Origin of the sequence: Leuconostoc lactis, assembly GCF_007954625.1 — a bacterium.
In the GTDB taxonomy this organism is placed as follows: Bacteria; Bacillota; Bacilli; order Lactobacillales; family Lactobacillaceae; genus Leuconostoc; species Leuconostoc lactis_A.
In genome coordinates this window covers 233,717-248,785 of sequence record NZ_CP042420.1, presented here as the reverse complement: position 1 = coordinate 248,785, position 15,069 = coordinate 233,717, and the positions used below count along the sequence as shown (strand labels likewise).

18 protein-coding genes are annotated in these 15,069 nt (G+C 43.8%); 15 read left to right on the top strand and 3 right to left on the bottom strand.

Annotation, left to right across the window (positions count from 1 at the left end; translation table 11 throughout):
• Window positions 1-18 precede the first annotated feature (18 nt).
• The 10 genes from FGL80_RS01175 (at window position 19) to FGL80_RS01130 (ending at window position 7,889) form a co-directional block, all read left to right on the top strand.
• Window positions 19-816 (top strand): TatD family hydrolase, encoded by a 798-nt coding sequence (locus tag FGL80_RS01175; protein WP_055307474.1) that lies wholly within the window; start codon window positions 19-21, stop codon window positions 814-816.
• Complete coding sequence (gene rnmV / locus FGL80_RS01170; RefSeq protein WP_147001729.1) at window positions 809-1,390, top strand: ribonuclease M5; 582 nt, start codon at window positions 809-811, stop codon at window positions 1,388-1,390. Before FGL80_RS01175 ends, rnmV begins: the two co-directional genes overlap by 8 nt.
• Entirely contained in the window at window positions 1,374-2,261 is an 888-nt protein-coding gene (rsmA, locus tag FGL80_RS01165; protein WP_147001728.1) for a 16S rRNA (adenine(1518)-N(6)/adenine(1519)-N(6))-dimethyltransferase RsmA, read from the top strand. Before rnmV ends, rsmA begins: the two co-directional genes overlap by 17 nt.
• A 104-nt stretch (window positions 2,262-2,365) precedes the next feature.
• A complete protein-coding gene (locus FGL80_RS01160; protein WP_010000116.1) occupies window positions 2,366-2,599 on the top strand; it encodes a Veg family protein in 234 nt (77 codons plus the stop codon).
• Between the two features lie 48 nt (window positions 2,600-2,647).
• Window positions 2,648-3,502, top strand: a complete 855-nt coding sequence (locus FGL80_RS01155) for a metal ABC transporter solute-binding protein, Zn/Mn family (RefSeq protein WP_147001727.1) — start codon at window positions 2,648-2,650, stop codon at window positions 3,500-3,502.
• Window positions 3,502-4,224: an ATP-binding cassette domain-containing protein gene (locus FGL80_RS01150; protein WP_147001726.1), complete on the top strand. Its 723-nt coding sequence runs from the start codon at window positions 3,502-3,504 to the stop codon at window positions 4,222-4,224. Before FGL80_RS01155 ends, FGL80_RS01150 begins: the two co-directional genes overlap by 1 nt.
• On the top strand, window positions 4,211-5,002 hold the full coding sequence (locus FGL80_RS01145; RefSeq protein WP_055307478.1) for a metal ABC transporter permease: 792 nt from the start codon (window positions 4,211-4,213) through the stop codon (window positions 5,000-5,002). Before FGL80_RS01150 ends, FGL80_RS01145 begins: the two co-directional genes overlap by 14 nt.
• Before the next feature lie 95 nt (window positions 5,003-5,097).
• Entirely contained in the window at window positions 5,098-5,931 is an 834-nt protein-coding gene (gene purR / locus FGL80_RS01140; RefSeq protein ID WP_029509603.1) for a pur operon repressor, read from the top strand.
• 6 nt (window positions 5,932-5,937) lie between these two features.
• Complete coding sequence (gene glmU / locus FGL80_RS01135; protein WP_147001725.1) at window positions 5,938-7,311, top strand: bifunctional UDP-N-acetylglucosamine diphosphorylase/glucosamine-1-phosphate N-acetyltransferase GlmU; 1,374 nt, start codon at window positions 5,938-5,940, stop codon at window positions 7,309-7,311.
• Between the two features lie 98 nt (window positions 7,312-7,409).
• The gene (locus tag FGL80_RS01130) at window positions 7,410-7,889 is read left to right on the top strand and encodes a hypothetical protein (protein ID WP_147001724.1); all 480 of its coding nucleotides are present in this window, start codon (window positions 7,410-7,412) and stop codon (window positions 7,887-7,889) included.
• On the opposite strand, the gene FGL80_RS01125 is transcribed toward FGL80_RS01130, so the two are convergent.
• Window positions 7,886-8,110 (bottom strand): hypothetical protein, encoded by a 225-nt coding sequence (locus FGL80_RS01125; RefSeq protein ID WP_308584213.1) that lies wholly within the window; start codon window positions 8,108-8,110, stop codon window positions 7,886-7,888. The two genes, FGL80_RS01130 and FGL80_RS01125, sit on opposite strands and share 4 nt — an antisense overlap.
• Before the next feature lie 411 nt (window positions 8,111-8,521).
• On the opposite strand from FGL80_RS01125, the gene FGL80_RS01120 reads away from it, so the two are divergent.
• The 3 genes from FGL80_RS01120 to holA are packed head-to-tail and all read left to right on the top strand — an operon-like array spanning window position 8,522 to window position 12,421.
• The gene (locus FGL80_RS01120; protein WP_244297940.1) at window positions 8,522-9,166 is read left to right on the top strand and encodes a helix-hairpin-helix domain-containing protein; all 645 of its coding nucleotides are present in this window, start codon (window positions 8,522-8,524) and stop codon (window positions 9,164-9,166) included.
• Window positions 9,166-11,460: a DNA internalization-related competence protein ComEC/Rec2 gene (locus FGL80_RS01115; RefSeq protein WP_147001723.1), complete on the top strand. Its 2,295-nt coding sequence runs from the start codon at window positions 9,166-9,168 to the stop codon at window positions 11,458-11,460. Before FGL80_RS01120 ends, FGL80_RS01115 begins: the two co-directional genes overlap by 1 nt.
• Window positions 11,423-12,421 carry a DNA polymerase III subunit delta gene (gene holA, locus FGL80_RS01110; RefSeq protein ID WP_147001722.1) on the top strand — a complete coding sequence of 333 codons (999 nt, stop codon included), beginning with the start codon at window positions 11,423-11,425 and terminating at the stop codon, window positions 12,419-12,421. The genes FGL80_RS01115 and holA overlap by 38 nt, the downstream gene beginning before the upstream one ends.
• Before the next feature lie 37 nt (window positions 12,422-12,458).
• Here holA and rpsT read toward each other — a convergent pair whose 3' ends face one another.
• Together rpsT and rpsO are read right to left on the bottom strand one after the other, a co-directional pair.
• The gene (gene rpsT, locus FGL80_RS01105) at window positions 12,459-12,710 is read right to left on the bottom strand and encodes a 30S ribosomal protein S20 (protein ID WP_010000129.1); all 252 of its coding nucleotides are present in this window, start codon (window positions 12,708-12,710) and stop codon (window positions 12,459-12,461) included.
• 51 nt (window positions 12,711-12,761) lie between these two features.
• A complete protein-coding gene (gene rpsO / locus FGL80_RS01100) occupies window positions 12,762-13,031 on the bottom strand; it encodes a 30S ribosomal protein S15 (RefSeq protein WP_010000131.1) in 270 nt (89 codons plus the stop codon).
• Window positions 13,032-13,260: 229 nt separating this feature from the next.
• Between rpsO and gatC the strand changes: the two genes are divergently transcribed.
• Entirely contained in the window at window positions 13,261-13,569 is a 309-nt protein-coding gene (gene gatC, locus FGL80_RS01095) for an Asp-tRNA(Asn)/Glu-tRNA(Gln) amidotransferase subunit GatC (protein WP_010000132.1), read from the top strand.
• Window positions 13,570-13,571: 2 nt separating this feature from the next.
• Window positions 13,572-15,044 (top strand): Asp-tRNA(Asn)/Glu-tRNA(Gln) amidotransferase subunit GatA, encoded by a 1,473-nt coding sequence (gene gatA, locus FGL80_RS01090; RefSeq protein WP_147001721.1) that lies wholly within the window; start codon window positions 13,572-13,574, stop codon window positions 15,042-15,044.
• The last annotated feature ends 25 nt before the right edge of the window (window positions 15,045-15,069 follow it).

The window sequence follows — 15,069 nt, the reverse complement described above, 5'->3', positions numbered from 1 at the left end:
ACGATGTCCAAATAAAAAATGGCAATTTATGATTTAACCAAAACGCCGGCTGACAGTTACGATACACATACGCATCTCAATGACGATAAGTTGTTTCACGATGTGCCAGCTTATATTGGCCGCGCCAACGAATTCCGGGTCATGGAAATGAACATTGTGGGTTATGATGCAGTGGGCAACGCGCGTGCCTTAGAAATTGCACAAGCCCATGATAATATTTATGCTGTATTAGGTTTCCAACCGGAAGATACGGTTGATTTTGATGCAGCAGCAGCCCAAACGCTTGAAGCGCAATTGCAAGCAGACAAGGTGGTTGGTGTTGGGGAAACTGGCCTAGACTATTATTGGGAAACGGCACCCCACGATGTCCAAAAGCAAGCATTTGAAACGCACCTTGCCTTGGCAAAAAAGTATGATTTACCTGTTATTATCCACAACCGTGATGCGTTTGATGACGTGTATGCCATGTTGAAGGCTAGCGGCGTGACAAAAGGTGTGATGCATAGTTTTTCTGGCACGCCTGAACAAGCTTTGGCGTTTGTTGACTTGGGGATGCATATCTCATTTAGTGGTGTTGTGACCTTTAAAAAAGCGGAAGAAGTGCGCGAAGCGGCCAAAGCGGTACCGCTTGAACGATTGCTTGTTGAAACAGATGCGCCTTATTTGGCGCCAACCCCATTCCGAGGTAAGGATAACGAACCTGCTTTCGTGAAGTATGTCTTGGATTCATTAGCGGAAACGCTTGATATGACGCCTAAAGAATTGACCGAAATTACGCGTACCAATGCGCATCGTCTTTTTTTAAATCATGACTGACAAACCAAAAATCAATGAAATGATTGTGGTTGAGGGGCGGTCCGATACACAAAATTTGGCTCGGGCAGTGATTGCTGACACCATTGAAACTGGTGGCAGTGCCGTGACACCCGACGCCATCATGCGTGCTAAACACGCTGCTAAAACCCGTGGTGTCATTATTTTGACCGATCCGGATTATAATGGGCAACGAATTCGACAAATCATGTCGGCACATGTCCCTGACGCTAAGCAGGCTTATATTACACAAGCTGCAGCTCGAGCTGCGAAAGATAATCCGCATAAGTCGCTTGGGGTCGAACATGCCGAACCGGCAGTGTTACGTGCCGTTTTGGCACAAGTGATGACACCGAAAGTGGCGCAAACCAGTGATGTGGATCAACATTTTCTGTTACAACACGGTTTATTAAGCGGTCCGCAGGCACGGTTACAGCGGCAAATACTTGGTGAGGCCCTGCATATTGGCTATACTAACGGTAAACAACTCATGAAACGCTTGCATCAATTTGGCATTACACAAGACCAAATACGCGCAGCACTACAAAGGACACAAGAACATGGCAGAGACAATTGATATTGCAAACCCAACCCGTACCCAAGCGATTTTGACACAATATGGGCTACACGCTAAGAAAAAGTTTGGACAGAATTTTTTAACGGATTTATCGGTATTACATGGTATCGTTGATACTGCTGAAATTACAGCAGATGATTATGTGATTGAAATCGGCCCAGGAATTGGGGCATTGACAGAACAACTTGCTCGTCGTGCCAAACGCGTTTTGGCGTTTGAAATTGACCCACAAATGGTGGCGGTATTAGCGGAAACGTTGCAACCCTATGATAATGTGACAGTCGTCGAACAAGATATTTTAAAAGTCGATCTTGCACAAATGATTGCGACTGAATTTGGTGTCGGGGCGCGGGTGAAAGTTGTCGCCAACTTGCCTTATTACATCACCACACCAATTTTGATGCAGTTACTGCGGTCTAATATTGCGTGGGATAATATTGTCGTGATGATGCAACGCGAAGTCGCTGATCGCTTAAATGCAGCGGTTGGGACAAAAGCATATGGTGTGTTGACTTTGACGGTCGCTTATTTTGCCCAAGCAACACTAGCTATTAATGTACCGGCAACATCATTTAACCCATCACCAAATGTCGATTCAGCCGTTGTGAAGCTCACACCACATACACCAGAAATCGTCGTCGATCAGCCCGAACGGCTTTTCGGTGTCATCAAAGGAAGCTTCTCACACCGTCGTAAGAGCCTGTGGAACAATATGATCCAAACTTACGGGAAAGACGCTGAAACAAAAGAAAAAATAACAGCGGCCCTTGCAGCAACTGATATTGCGCCATCTATTCGTGCAGAACGACTTGATTTGACCCAATTTACGCAGTTGTATTTGGCTTTGCGCGCCGTTGGGTTAACCCAATAAACGTATATTTTTTCGATTATTACCATGTAATATACAGTATAATTTGCAATTGCGCGTGTTTTGTGCTAAAATGAGTTAAGTTTTTCACGAAAGGTGGTATAAAAATGCCAAGTAGTTTACAAGACATCAAAACTGAGCTTGATGCCCATGTCGGAGAAGAAGTGACGGTTGTGGCTCAAGCTGGCCGTAAGAAAATCACTGAACGTAGTGGTGTATTACGGTCGACTTTTCCATCACTGTTTATCGTGGAATTAGATGAGGATGCGAATTTTGAACGTGCATCCTATAGTTATACCGACATCTTAACCAATAACATTAACATTACATTTGCCGATTAAACAAAATGCCCGTATGGGCTTTTTTTGTAGTGATGAGAAAATATTACGATGAACAAACAAGCATTTTATGCCATTTTGACCTTCCTGTTGATTCCATTAGGGATCTGTTTAATAATTTTAAAAATGACGGTACCGTCATCAGGACCAAAACATAGCCCAGTTCAGATTGCTACCGATCGGATTGCCTACCAACAGCTGGCTAAAGCGATTGTCGCAGATGATGGTCGTGTCACCGTTTTAGACGGTAAGTTGGCGACACCGCAACAACTAAAACAATTTAAGGGTACAGAAGTTGTCTTGACCGATAATCATGCTAGCCCGCTACTCACACAACGGCAGAAATTACATTTACGTTCTAAAATTTTAGTCGCTAGTGATAGTTTTCAAGGACCAGATGCTAACAATTACTGGTTGAGTCCCCAAGTGATTTTGCAAACAATTTCCCGCCTGTCGGATCTTTTAAGTGATTTGGATCCACAAAATCGGGATTTTTATATTCGACAAAGTCAGCAGTTATTGGCACAAACACAACCGTTAGCCGATGGGATTGCGCGTTTACAGGCTGAAAAAAATGTTCAGTATTTAGCCACAAATCACGCACAGCAGGTCTTTATGACCCAACTTGGTTATCAGCCAGTACAGCAAGATTTAGCATCTGCCACGGCTGCTGATTTTGATACGTTAGCTAAAAAAATGCAGGACCACACCATTCGCTTTGTGTTGACCGCCAGTCAAGATCAATCCGACCATGATCAGCGGGTGATGCAGTTGGCGACGCAATATCAGGTACCAATTATCACTTTTAATCAAGTTTTGCCAGCGGGTGAAAAAGTGTGGGATTGGCAACTGAATTTTGTGAATCAATTACAAGCAGCACTAAAACCAGTAGAGGGTGGAAAATAATGGGCATCATTGAAACAAAAGATTTTGGCGTGCGTTATGGTGAAAAAGTTATTTTTTCAGACGCAAATATCGACATTCCGACAGGCCGTTTTTTGGCGATTTTGGGTGAAAATGGTGCGGGCAAGACAAGTTTTGTGAAAGCGCTCATTGGTCAAAATGTCCAAACTGTTGGGCAATTATCACGACAAGCGAAGCGGATTGGCTTTGTGCCACAGTTTCGAGATATTACCCGTGACTATCCCTTGCAAATTTCCGAATTTGTTGGTTTGACCTTTAATCGTGGCTGGCGTTTGTGGTGGAATACCCAAGAAAAACAAGCCATTCAGGCAGCGCTGTCACGGATGGATTTGTTGGCAATTGCTGACCAACGGTTGGGGTTGGTTTCCGGTGGTCAAAAGCAACGTGCCTTTGTGGCGCAAGCTTTAGTGCAACAACCTGATTTATTAATCCTTGATGAGTCAACTGCGAGTTTGGATCACGAACACAAGGTACAATTGCTTAAAACCGTGCAACAGTTACAAAAAGAGCAGCAATTGACCATTCTATTTATTACGCATGAATTGAAGTTGATTTCACAATTTGCTGATGGCTATCTGTTGTTTGAAAATGGGCGGGTGACGCAGGGCGATAAAGTAGCCTTGCAAGCCTTGACGAAACAAATGACGCATATGCATGAAGCGCACGTGCATGAAGAAAATGAGGTACATGATGTTCAATTATGATTTTATGCAAAATGCGTTTATGGCTGGCACAGTCGTTAGTATTGTTGCTGGGATCGTTGGCACGTTTGTCGTGGCGCGAAATTATGCCTTTCTCACGCATAGTTTAAGTGAAATTGCCTTTGCGGGTGCGGCTTTTGGTTTATTTGTTGGTTGGCCAGCCCTGTTGGGGATGATGGCAGCAACTAGCGTTTCTTCGCTGGCTATTGGGGCCTTGGAGTCCGGGTACACGAAGCGCGATAATGTCACGAGTGCCATATCGGCATTAGCCATTGGTTTAGGGATTCTCTTTTTAGCCTTAGGTCATACGAGTACAACGGCCGCGACAGGTATTTTATTTGGCTCAGTGCTAGGTATTAGTCGGCAAGATTTATGGTTGTTGCTGGCGTTGGCTGTTTTTGTCATCGTGGTGTTATTGTTTAATTATCGCGCCTTACGGCAACTCGCTTTTGACGAAGCGGGTATGTTTTTGCAAACCCGTCGTCAAAAAGCAGTCCGTTATATTTTTCTGATTACGATTGCGCTGTCTGTCAGCATTTCATCACAACTCGTTGGGTCACTTTTGATTTTTGTTTTGGTCACGCTACCAGCCGCGAGTGCCAAGTATTATGTGACAACGACGGTACGCTTGATGGGACTGGCGATTGTGTTTGCGTTGTTTGGGACTTGGGCTGGTTTGACGTTGGCGTATCTCACCAACTTGCCGACGAGCTTCTTTATTGCCATGATTGAGGTCATCATTTATTTGACCTCGGTGTGGCAATTCAAAAAGAATGCCTAAATACCGAACATTGGATCGTTTTTGATGTTATAATTATTGTTAAATATTAATAAAGGAGAATATGTGCTAAGTTTGTTTTAGCACAACGATATATTATGAAAACACGCCGCTCTGATCGACTGGTTGACATGGCACGTTACATGCTTGAACGCCCACGGACATTAATTTCTTTGTCTTATTTTGCCAAACGTTATGATTCAGCAAAATCTTCCATTTCTGAGGATCTTTCAATTATCAAGCGGACGTTCCAAGAACGGGGCACTGGCTTACTAGAAACTGTTCCTGGTGCAGCTGGCGGGGCACGTTTTGTCCCTTATATGACGGAAGAGGAAGCCAAGGAATTTATTGAACAAATTCGGCAAGATGTTGATGATGAAACGCGTGTTTTACCAGGTGGCTATGTCTATTTGTCTGATTTGTTGGGTCGGCCAGATATCTTAAGACAAGCCGGTCGTTTAATTGCAACGCAATACTTACGCGAAAATATTGATGCTGTTATGACTGCTGCAACTAAGGGTGTGCCGTTAGCTCAGGCGGTCGCTGAACAACTCAATGTGCCGTTTGTGATTGTGCGTGATGATGCGAAAGTAACCGAAGGGCCAACTGTGTCAGTGAACTATTTGACGGGTTCATCTAAGCGTGTCGAAAAGATGGAATTGTCGCGGCGTTCATTACGGACGGGTTCACGGGTGCTGATTGTGGATGACTTCATGAAGGCAGGCGGCACGATTCAAGGGATGCAGACGTTGGTCAGTGAGTTTGACGGGACTGTCGTTGGAACGGCGGTCTTTGCTGAAGGTCGTTCAGCAACACGGTTGTTGGATCGCTTCACATCATTGTTGCATGTGGATACGAACCTGAAGAACGGGGCACCAATTTTGGTGACTGCTGGTAACTACTTAGAAGAGATATATAAACACGAGGCTTAATTTTTCATGAATGATGATGTAAATGTATTAGTTTTGGCAGCCGGTCACGGCTCACGGATGCGGTCAACCACACCGAAAGTATTGCATCGGGTAGCCGGAAAGACGATGATTGATTGGGTCCTAGATGCGGTGGCACCGTTAACGCAAAGTAAGCCAATTACAGTAATTGGTGTGGGTGCAGAGAGTGTTCAGGCACATGTTGGTGATCGCAGTGATTTTGTCCTGCAAACAGAACAACTTGGTACAGGACATGCGGTGCAGCAAGCACAAGCAAAGCTTGGCGATAATCATGGCGTGACCTTGATTATGTCAGGTGATACACCAATGTTTCGACCAGAAACGTTGGCTGAATTTGTTCAAACGCACCAAAACTCTAAAAATGCTGTGACCGTGCTGACCGCCATTGCCGATGATCCGACTGGCTATGGGCGTATTGTGCGTGCGGATGACGACACAGTTTTAAAGATTGTTGAGCAAAAAGATGCCAGTGTCACAGAACGTCGTATTCAAGAAATTAATACAGGCGTTTATGTGTTTGATAATCAGTTGCTGTTTGAAGCGTTATCACAAGTGAAAAATAACAACGCGCAAGGAGAATATTACTTGCCGGACACGTTGGATATTTTGCGCCAATCTGGTCACCAAATCGGTGCGCACACGTTGCATGATTTCACGGAATCACTGGGTGTTAACGATCGTGTGGCCTTAGCTGTTGCCAATCGGGTGATGCATGAACGAATTAACCATCGCTTAATGGTGGCAGGTGTTGAGTTAATTGATCCTGCTAACACCTATATTGATGCTGACGTCACCATCGGGGCAGATACAATTGTTGAAGGTGGGGTGACGATTTTAGGGCACACGACGATTGGTCAAAATAATGTGATTACCCAAGGTTCACGGATTGAAGATAGTCAAATTGGTGATGACAATGTGATTACAGCGTCACATATTGAATCGGCCGTTTTGGCAGATCGTACGACAATCGGACCTTATGCTCACCTACGACCAAAGGCTGAACTAGGTGATGCGGTTCACGTGGGTAACTTCGTGGAAGTTAAACAAGCCAAACTAGCAGCCAACACTAAGGCAGGCCATCTCACTTATATCGGGAATGCCGATGTTGGTGAATCCGTTAACATTGGTGCTGGTACCATTTTTGTGAACTATGATGGGGTGAACAAGTTTAACACCACAGTTGGTGATCGGGCCTTTATTGGTTCAAATACGAAGTTGGTGGCGCCTGTGACAATTGCTGATGAAGCAATCACGGCTGCTGGCTCAACGATTACAACAGATGTACCGACCCATGCTATGGGCATTGCACGGTCACGCCAAGTCAATAAAGCTGATTTCTGGGATCGCATGCCACATAAGTGAGCTGTGATCACACAAAAACGTCCTGGAGAATTGTGGTGACACAAGCCAGGACGTTTTTTATGTTAAGATATGAGTATTAAAATTTTGGGAGCAAAAATATGGAAATCACCGGTGAACGGGCATTAGAAAATATTACCGAATCACAAGTATTCACCTTGGTTATGGCACAGCCAGATCAGGACGATATTGCGTTAGATGCGCTATTTGATGCCCTCGATACGCATATTGCTGATCCAAACTTTATCCATTTAGCCCTCACAATCAATGGCGGTATTGCCGCGGGTGGGACGACTTTAACGTTAGAAACGAATGTCATTAACTTACCCCAACGCTATACAAATCAGCTCAAAAAGCTAATCTGGCCAGAGAAACCAGATAATGACGTGAATCTTTATATGATTGTGGAAAATCCGCTGGTGAGCCAGTCACAATTAAAAATTGCTTTGGCGAGTTCGGTGGCAGCTTATCAAGATGATCCCGATAGTGTGAAAAGTAAAATCGCCCAATGGTTTACGGCACAACTGCAAGTGATTGTTGAACAGCAAGCTGCTGAAGAGGCAGAAGTTACTGAGGATTAAGCCTGGTAAGTAATGCGACCAGTAATCCGTATTAATTGCTGGTTTTCTGAGCGACAAGTAAAATCTAGCATATGTGGTGCACTCGTATTTTTGACACCATCAAAATGACCTAAATCATAGGTATCAATTACATATTGGGCCAGTGCGTGTTTGGTATCACCGGCAAAGTCGGGGACTAAAATATCTGACAAGCTGTGATGTGTTGGGTTTGCTTGTGTCATAATGATGTGCTTTTCAAGTTTCGTCAATTTAATCATAAAGGTATTATAACAGGTTATTTGTGTTGAAAATTTTTGAGTTTTTTTGAAAAAAGTGTTGACATCACGTTGATACTCTGGTATGATAATTATATGCGATGAGTCGAAGCGCTTGAAAAATTAGCGCCGAAGGCGGCCTGCTGTGTTAAATCACAAATCTCGGATAGATGCAGGTGTTAATGGTGGTTGTGGAACCCCATTTTCTCACCATGACTAACAGTGCTTGCACTGAGGTGACGCGACTTTGCTATTGGTGTCACCACCAGTAGTCGCCCGTAAGAGCGAATCTTACATGCCAAACTAACACCTAACTTCGGTTAGGTGTTTTTTAGTGCTTTCAAATGATACATCGTATGATGTATCAGGGGGCGTGGCATGTTAGAACAATTTGAACAAGTGAAGGTTATTTTAAGCCACGGGAAACGCTGGTTACTGCTTATCTTGATCATTGTAGGCGGCCTACTGTTGTTTTTTGCCAGCCGGTTGCCGGCTGGTCACGACTCAGCAGGTAAGACAATGCCAAGTCATGTGTCAAACCATGCAGCTGATCAGAAACAGGCTGATCAAAAACAGGTTAATCGTGTTGAACATACTGAGACCAAAATATTAATTGATATTAAAGGTACGGTAAAGCAGCCAGGTGTTTATGATGTCAGTCAACAGCCACGACTACAAGCAGCAGTGGCTAAAGCTGGTGGCTTGACTGATCAAGCAGAAATACTAACGATCAATCTGGCACAAAAGTTAACTGATGGTCAAATGGTTTATATTCCCACAAAAGGGGAACGTTTAAGTGAGCCTACTACAGCATCATCGCAAGCACAAAAAGATAAGGTTAATTTAAACACGGCCACAGTGGCTGAACTCCAAACGCTAGAAGGTATTGGTGAAAAGAAAGCTGAACAAATTATTGCCTATCGTGAAGCAAATGGTGGTTTTAAACAAATTTCAGACTTAAAGGCAGTTTCTGGAATTGGAGAAAAACGTTTTGAGACGTTAAAGGACAGCTTAACAGTCTGATGAAAAACCGCGATTTTCTGATTGTTAGTCTCAATATTGCAGCGATGAGTGGTTGTGTTTATCGTTTTAGTGCCATGACGATGACTTTGTGTCTGTTCGCCATGATCGTATTCTGGCGGCATGCCAGTGTGTACCGGCTTGGGTTATTTATCGGTATTGGGCTGCCTTTTTTGTGTTATTTCATGTGGGATGCGCAGATGTTAAGACAGCAAGCCAACAAAGAGACGTCAGCCATGACACACATTTCTGGTCGGATTTTACCAGATGACATAACGGTTAATGGGGCAACGGTACGTGGGCAATGTCAACTTGATGAAAGTGGCGAAACCGTTATTTTTTTCTATCAGGTCAAATCTGAGCAAGCGCAACAGCGCTGGCTAGCTATCCGGCAACCGGTTCATATTACTGGTCAAGGAGCAATGAAACGTTTGATGCCCGCAACCAATTTTAATCAATTTGATGCGCAAGACTTTTATGCGACGCAGCATATTACGCATCAAATAACATTATCACAGTGTACCTTAACCCAGTCCACAGCCCAATCAATCGGGCAAAAGTTAGTAGATCAACTACACGGTTGGCACGCGCAAGGGATTGCTTCGGCTCAACGTTTACCGCAGCCATTAGGCGAATATGTCCAGGCGTTGATTATGGGAACAGCATCGCGAACGCTTTATGAGCGAAATCCAGGCGTACAAACATTGGGGCTGATTCATCTCTTTAGTGTATCTGGTTTTCAAGTGACGTATCTTTTGACCCTATTAGTAATCGTGTTACGTCGTTTATGGTGTCCGCAAGAGTTGACAGCGGTATTTGGGGCTGGTGTGTTGTTGGCGTACTTTGCTTTTGCGGGCGCACCAGGCATATTGGTGCGTGCTGTGATTGCGGGATTTTTTAGTCTCAGCCGCTTGTTTGGCTACCGCGCCTTAGCGCAACCAGTCGTCTGGTCGATGAGTTTACTCGGTAGTCTCCTCTATCAACCAGCCATTTTGTTGACTTTAGGCGGGCAGCTTTCTTTTGCGTTGACCTTTTGCCTCTTATTTACGCGACAGTTAACTTTTTGGCAAACAAATTTGTGGCTCAGTATGGTCAGTTTTGTGTTAATTACGCCACAGCAATATACCTGGCACCTTCTACAAACATTGGCTAATTGGGCCGCTATTCCGCTTTTTAGTCTTGTGATTGTGCCGTGTGTCTTGATTGGCTGGTTAGGACAACCTTTAGTTGAGGTCGTTAGGTGTATGAACGGTGTGATTGCGTTTTTTGCACGGACGTTAGATGGTTTAGCGCAGTTACCTGGACAACTCATTATCGGGAAATTACCGTGGTGGCTTATTATCTGTCTCTTGATATTGGCTATCATCAGTTTCGTGACACATAAAAAAATAGCCTATGTCGCGCGCGGGGCGTGGGCTGTTTTTTTGGTGATAGGCATCATGAGTATGAAGTATCTGCTGCGTGGTGAATTCACGACGTTTGATATTGGGCAAGGGGATGCCGCATTACTCCGGACACCTGGTAATCGGGTGGTGACATTAATTGATACGGGCGATGCGCCACAATTTGGGCAACAACAACCGTGGCAACAAGCGTCAGGGCAACGATCAGTTGGTGAAACAGTCATTGTCAACTATCTTCATAGTTTAAGTATTGGGCGTGTGGATTATTTAGTCTTGACTCATCATGATTTAGATCATATTGGCTACGCCAAAGCGATTTTAGAAAAAATGGTGGTCAAATACGTGGTAGTACCGGCTGGTATGGCACAACAAACCGCTTTTCAACAAGAGATTCAACCATTTCTAGGCCGTGCTAAAGTTGTTGAAGTTACCGCTGGGACATCGTTATCAAATTTTCCAGGTCAAATTTTACATCCATTTCACAAAGGGAATGCTGAAAATGACGATAGTATCGCGTTATTTAGCCGGATTGGTGGTCAAAATATTTTAACGGCTGGTGATCTTGGTCAAGCTGGCGAGGCCGAACTTGTCGCACGATATCCTGATATGCGGGTTGATATGCTAAAATTAGGCCATCATGGCTCAAAAACAGCGACTAATCCAGTGGCTATTAGCCATTGGCAACCGAAAGTTGCCTTGATTTCTGCAGGACGAGAAAATCGTTATCATCACCCGCATTTAGAAACATTAAAAACCATTCAAGAAAACGGGCTAACGATTTATAACACGCAAACAAATGGTATGATTAGATACAGTTATGTCGGAGAAAAAGGGCGTTTCGAGGTTAAGTTTCCAAATGAATCTGCAACAATTACAACAACAAATACAAAATGATGCTTTAGCCAATTTTTATGTTGTCATCGGTGACGAACCGGCATTAAGTCAACGTGCCCATAGTGCGTTTAAAGCGCTCATTCAGCCAGAAGATGTCGAGATGAATTATAGTCAATTTGATTTGGCCGTTCAGGGTGTAGATGAACTGCTTAATGACGCAATGTCGATGCCGTTTTTCGGTAATCGACGGGTGATTACTGTTCAAAATCCGGAATTTTTAACGGCCAAAGGGAAAATTTCAGATCACGACCAAAAAAGCTTACTACAGTTATTAGCACAGCCAGTGACTGAAAATATTGTGGTCTTTTTTATCAATGATTTAAAGATAGATAAACGCAAAAAAGTGACCAAGGCTATTTTACAGGCAGCAGAAACGGTTGATGTGCCTGCTTTGAATGAACATCAAGCCCGGCAAGCGATCACGCAACAATTACAACAACGCGCTTATAAAATTGATGCGGACGCTATGCAGGAACTTTTAGTTCGGACGAACGCCCAGTATTCAGCCATGCAAAATGAGCTACCTAAGTTGGTTGCTTATGCCACCCATCATAAACATATTTCATTAGACGCTGTCGCAGCGCTGGTGCCCAAAACCTTAACAGCCACGGTATTTGATTTAGTTGATGCTGTGATGACGCAACGCGTTAAACAGGCGTTGACGATTTATCGAGAATTATTGCAGAATGGTGAACCAGCGCTGCGGATTAATGCCGTTTTGACGGGGCAGTTTAGATTGTTATTACAGATTGCGGGGATGACGGGCACGGATCAAGATATTGGCAAGGCGCTAGGTGTGCATCCTTATCGTGTCAAACTGGCTAAAGGCATGCTCAAAAAATATGCGTTGCCGGCATTGCGCGCTGGTTATCTGGGGATGGTGGCGATCGAAATTAAATTAAAATCAACCACACAAGATCCGGAAATGTTATTTGAACGATTTATCTTAAAAACAGCATAAAAAAACACCTTGGAAAATTTCCAAGGTGTTTTTTTGATTACTTGACGTACTTTGCCAAACGTGACTTTTCACGTGAAGCCTTGTTCTTCTTGATCAAACCCTTTGAGTAGGCGTGGTCAATTGCAGAAGAAGCAGTCTTGTATAATTCTGCCAAATTGTCTTGACCGGCAGCAGCAGCTTTTTCAAAACGCTTAACAGCTGTACGGTAAGCACTGATTTGTGGTTCGTTACGATCGTGTTGCTTTTTCGTAAGACGAACACGTTGAATTGCTGATTCAATAACAGGCATATGTCTTTTCTCCTTAAATTTGATACGAGGTTTTCATGTAATCTAAAAAGATTAACGACGCAAACCTAAGCGTTGGATCAATTCACGATAACGTTGAATATCAGTGTTGCGGAGGTAACGTAGTAAGTTACGACGGCGACCGATCTTCTTCATCAAACCACGTTGTGAGTGGAAATCATGCTTGTGAGCTGCCATGTGTGCATTCAACTCGTTAATATCAGCAGTCAAAACTGCGATTTGTACTTCAGCTGAACCTGTATCGCCTTCGTGACGAGCATATTCTTTGATGATTTCGTTCTTACGTTCTTGTGTAAGGGCCATAATCATATCCACCTTTCTAAAATGTCGCCAATAACTGTGTAAAACGACGGTGAGACGTTAAACAAAGTGATTGGTCATGTTGTTTATACAACAAATTTAATTATACGCCTATATTCTTAAAATGCAAGCGTAGGGAAAGCGTGAGTTATGGTAGAATAAATAAGTATATATGAAGTGTTGATTGTGCAGCGTAATGCAAAGCATGACGCATGTTTAAAGGAGTAAGTAAATGTCTGAAACAACGATTTCAAAAGAAGAAGTTGCTCACGTGGCTAATTTGGCTAAATTAGCATTTGATGATGCTGAATTAGAACAATTTACAACACAATTGGGAGATATCTTAAATATTTTTGACACACTGGGAGAAGTGGATACAACAGATGTTGAACCAACTTATTCCGTGACAGAAAATGTCAATCATTTGCGCCAAGATGTGGCTGATAATTGGCATCAAAAGCAAGCCTTGGTAGATAATGCACCAGAATCTGCAGCCGGTTTGATTAAGGTGCCCGCAATTTTGGATGGCGAAGGAGAATAATCATGACTTTTAACTTTTTTGATAATGACCTAACCACGTTACATGACAAATTGGTTAAGCAAGACGTGACAGCGGTCGAATTGGTACAAGGGGCTTTGGATAATATCGCCAAAGTTGATGACAAACTTGAAGCCTTTATCATGACAAATCCGGAAGCAGCGTTACTCCAAGCGCAAGCAGAGGATGACAAACAAGATTTCACGCAAACATTAGCTGGTATCCCATTTGCACTGAAGGATAACTTGGCAACGGAAGGCATTCAAACGACCGGTGCGTCACATATTTTAGAAGGTTTTAAGCCAGTCTATAACGCAACAGTTGTGGATAAGTTAAAGACGGTTGGGGCGGTATCAGTTGGTAAGACTAACATGGACGAATTTGCCATGGGTGGTTCAACAGAAACGTCATACTATAAGACAACGACTAATGCGTGGGACCAAACGAAAGTACCAGGTGGTTCATCTGGTGGTTCGGCAGCTGCGGTTGCGGCTGGTTTGGTACCCTTTGCTTTGGGGTCAGATACTGGTGGATCAATCCGTCAACCAGCGGCGTTTAACGGGATTGTTGGCTTAAAGCCAACTTATGGTCGTGTGTCACGTTGGGGCTTGTTTGCCATGGCGTCATCACTTGACCAAGTTGGACCATTTACACGTACTGTGAAAGATAATGCGTTGGTCTTAAATGCCATCTCTGGTTTTGATGCGAAGGACTCAACGTCATCAGAACGTGCAGTACCGGATTTCACAGCGCAGTTAACGGGTGATGTCAAGGGCTTGAAAATTGCCGTACCAAAGGAATACTTTGGTGAAGGGATTGATCCAAAGGTTGCTAGCACCGTTAAAGCAGCGATTGCCCAGCTTGAGGCACTTGGTGCAACAGTGGATGAAGTCAGCTTGCCACATACAAAGTATGGTGTTGCGGCTTACTATATCATCATGTCTTCTGAAGCCTCATCTAACTTGCAACGTTATGATGGCGTTCGTTACGGCTTCCGTGCCGATGACGTGAAAAACTTGGAAGAACTTTACATTAAGACACGTTCAGAAGGCTTCGGGGATGAAGTCAAGCGTCGCATCATGCTTGGGACATTCTCACTGTCAGCTGGTGCGTATGATGCGTTCTTTAAGAAGGCAGCGAAAATTCGGACATTGTTGATTGAAGACTTTAATAAGGTCTTTGCCGATTACGATGTGATTGTTGGGCCAACGGCACCAACGGTGGCTTATGGTTTGGGCGAAGAAGTGGATGATCCAACAGCGATGTATTTGGCGGATGTCTTGACTATTCCAGTGAACTTGGCTGGGTTACCTGGCATGTCTGTCAATGCTGGTTTTGTTGATGGCCTACCGGTTGGCTTGCAAATTATTGGCCGACCATTTGATGAAGCAACAGTTTACCAGACTGGTTATGCCTTTGAACAAACGAGTCGTTTGTTTGAACAAAAGCCAGCAATTGCAAAGGACATACTAAGCTAAGCGGGAGGAATAACGTTCACCTGAT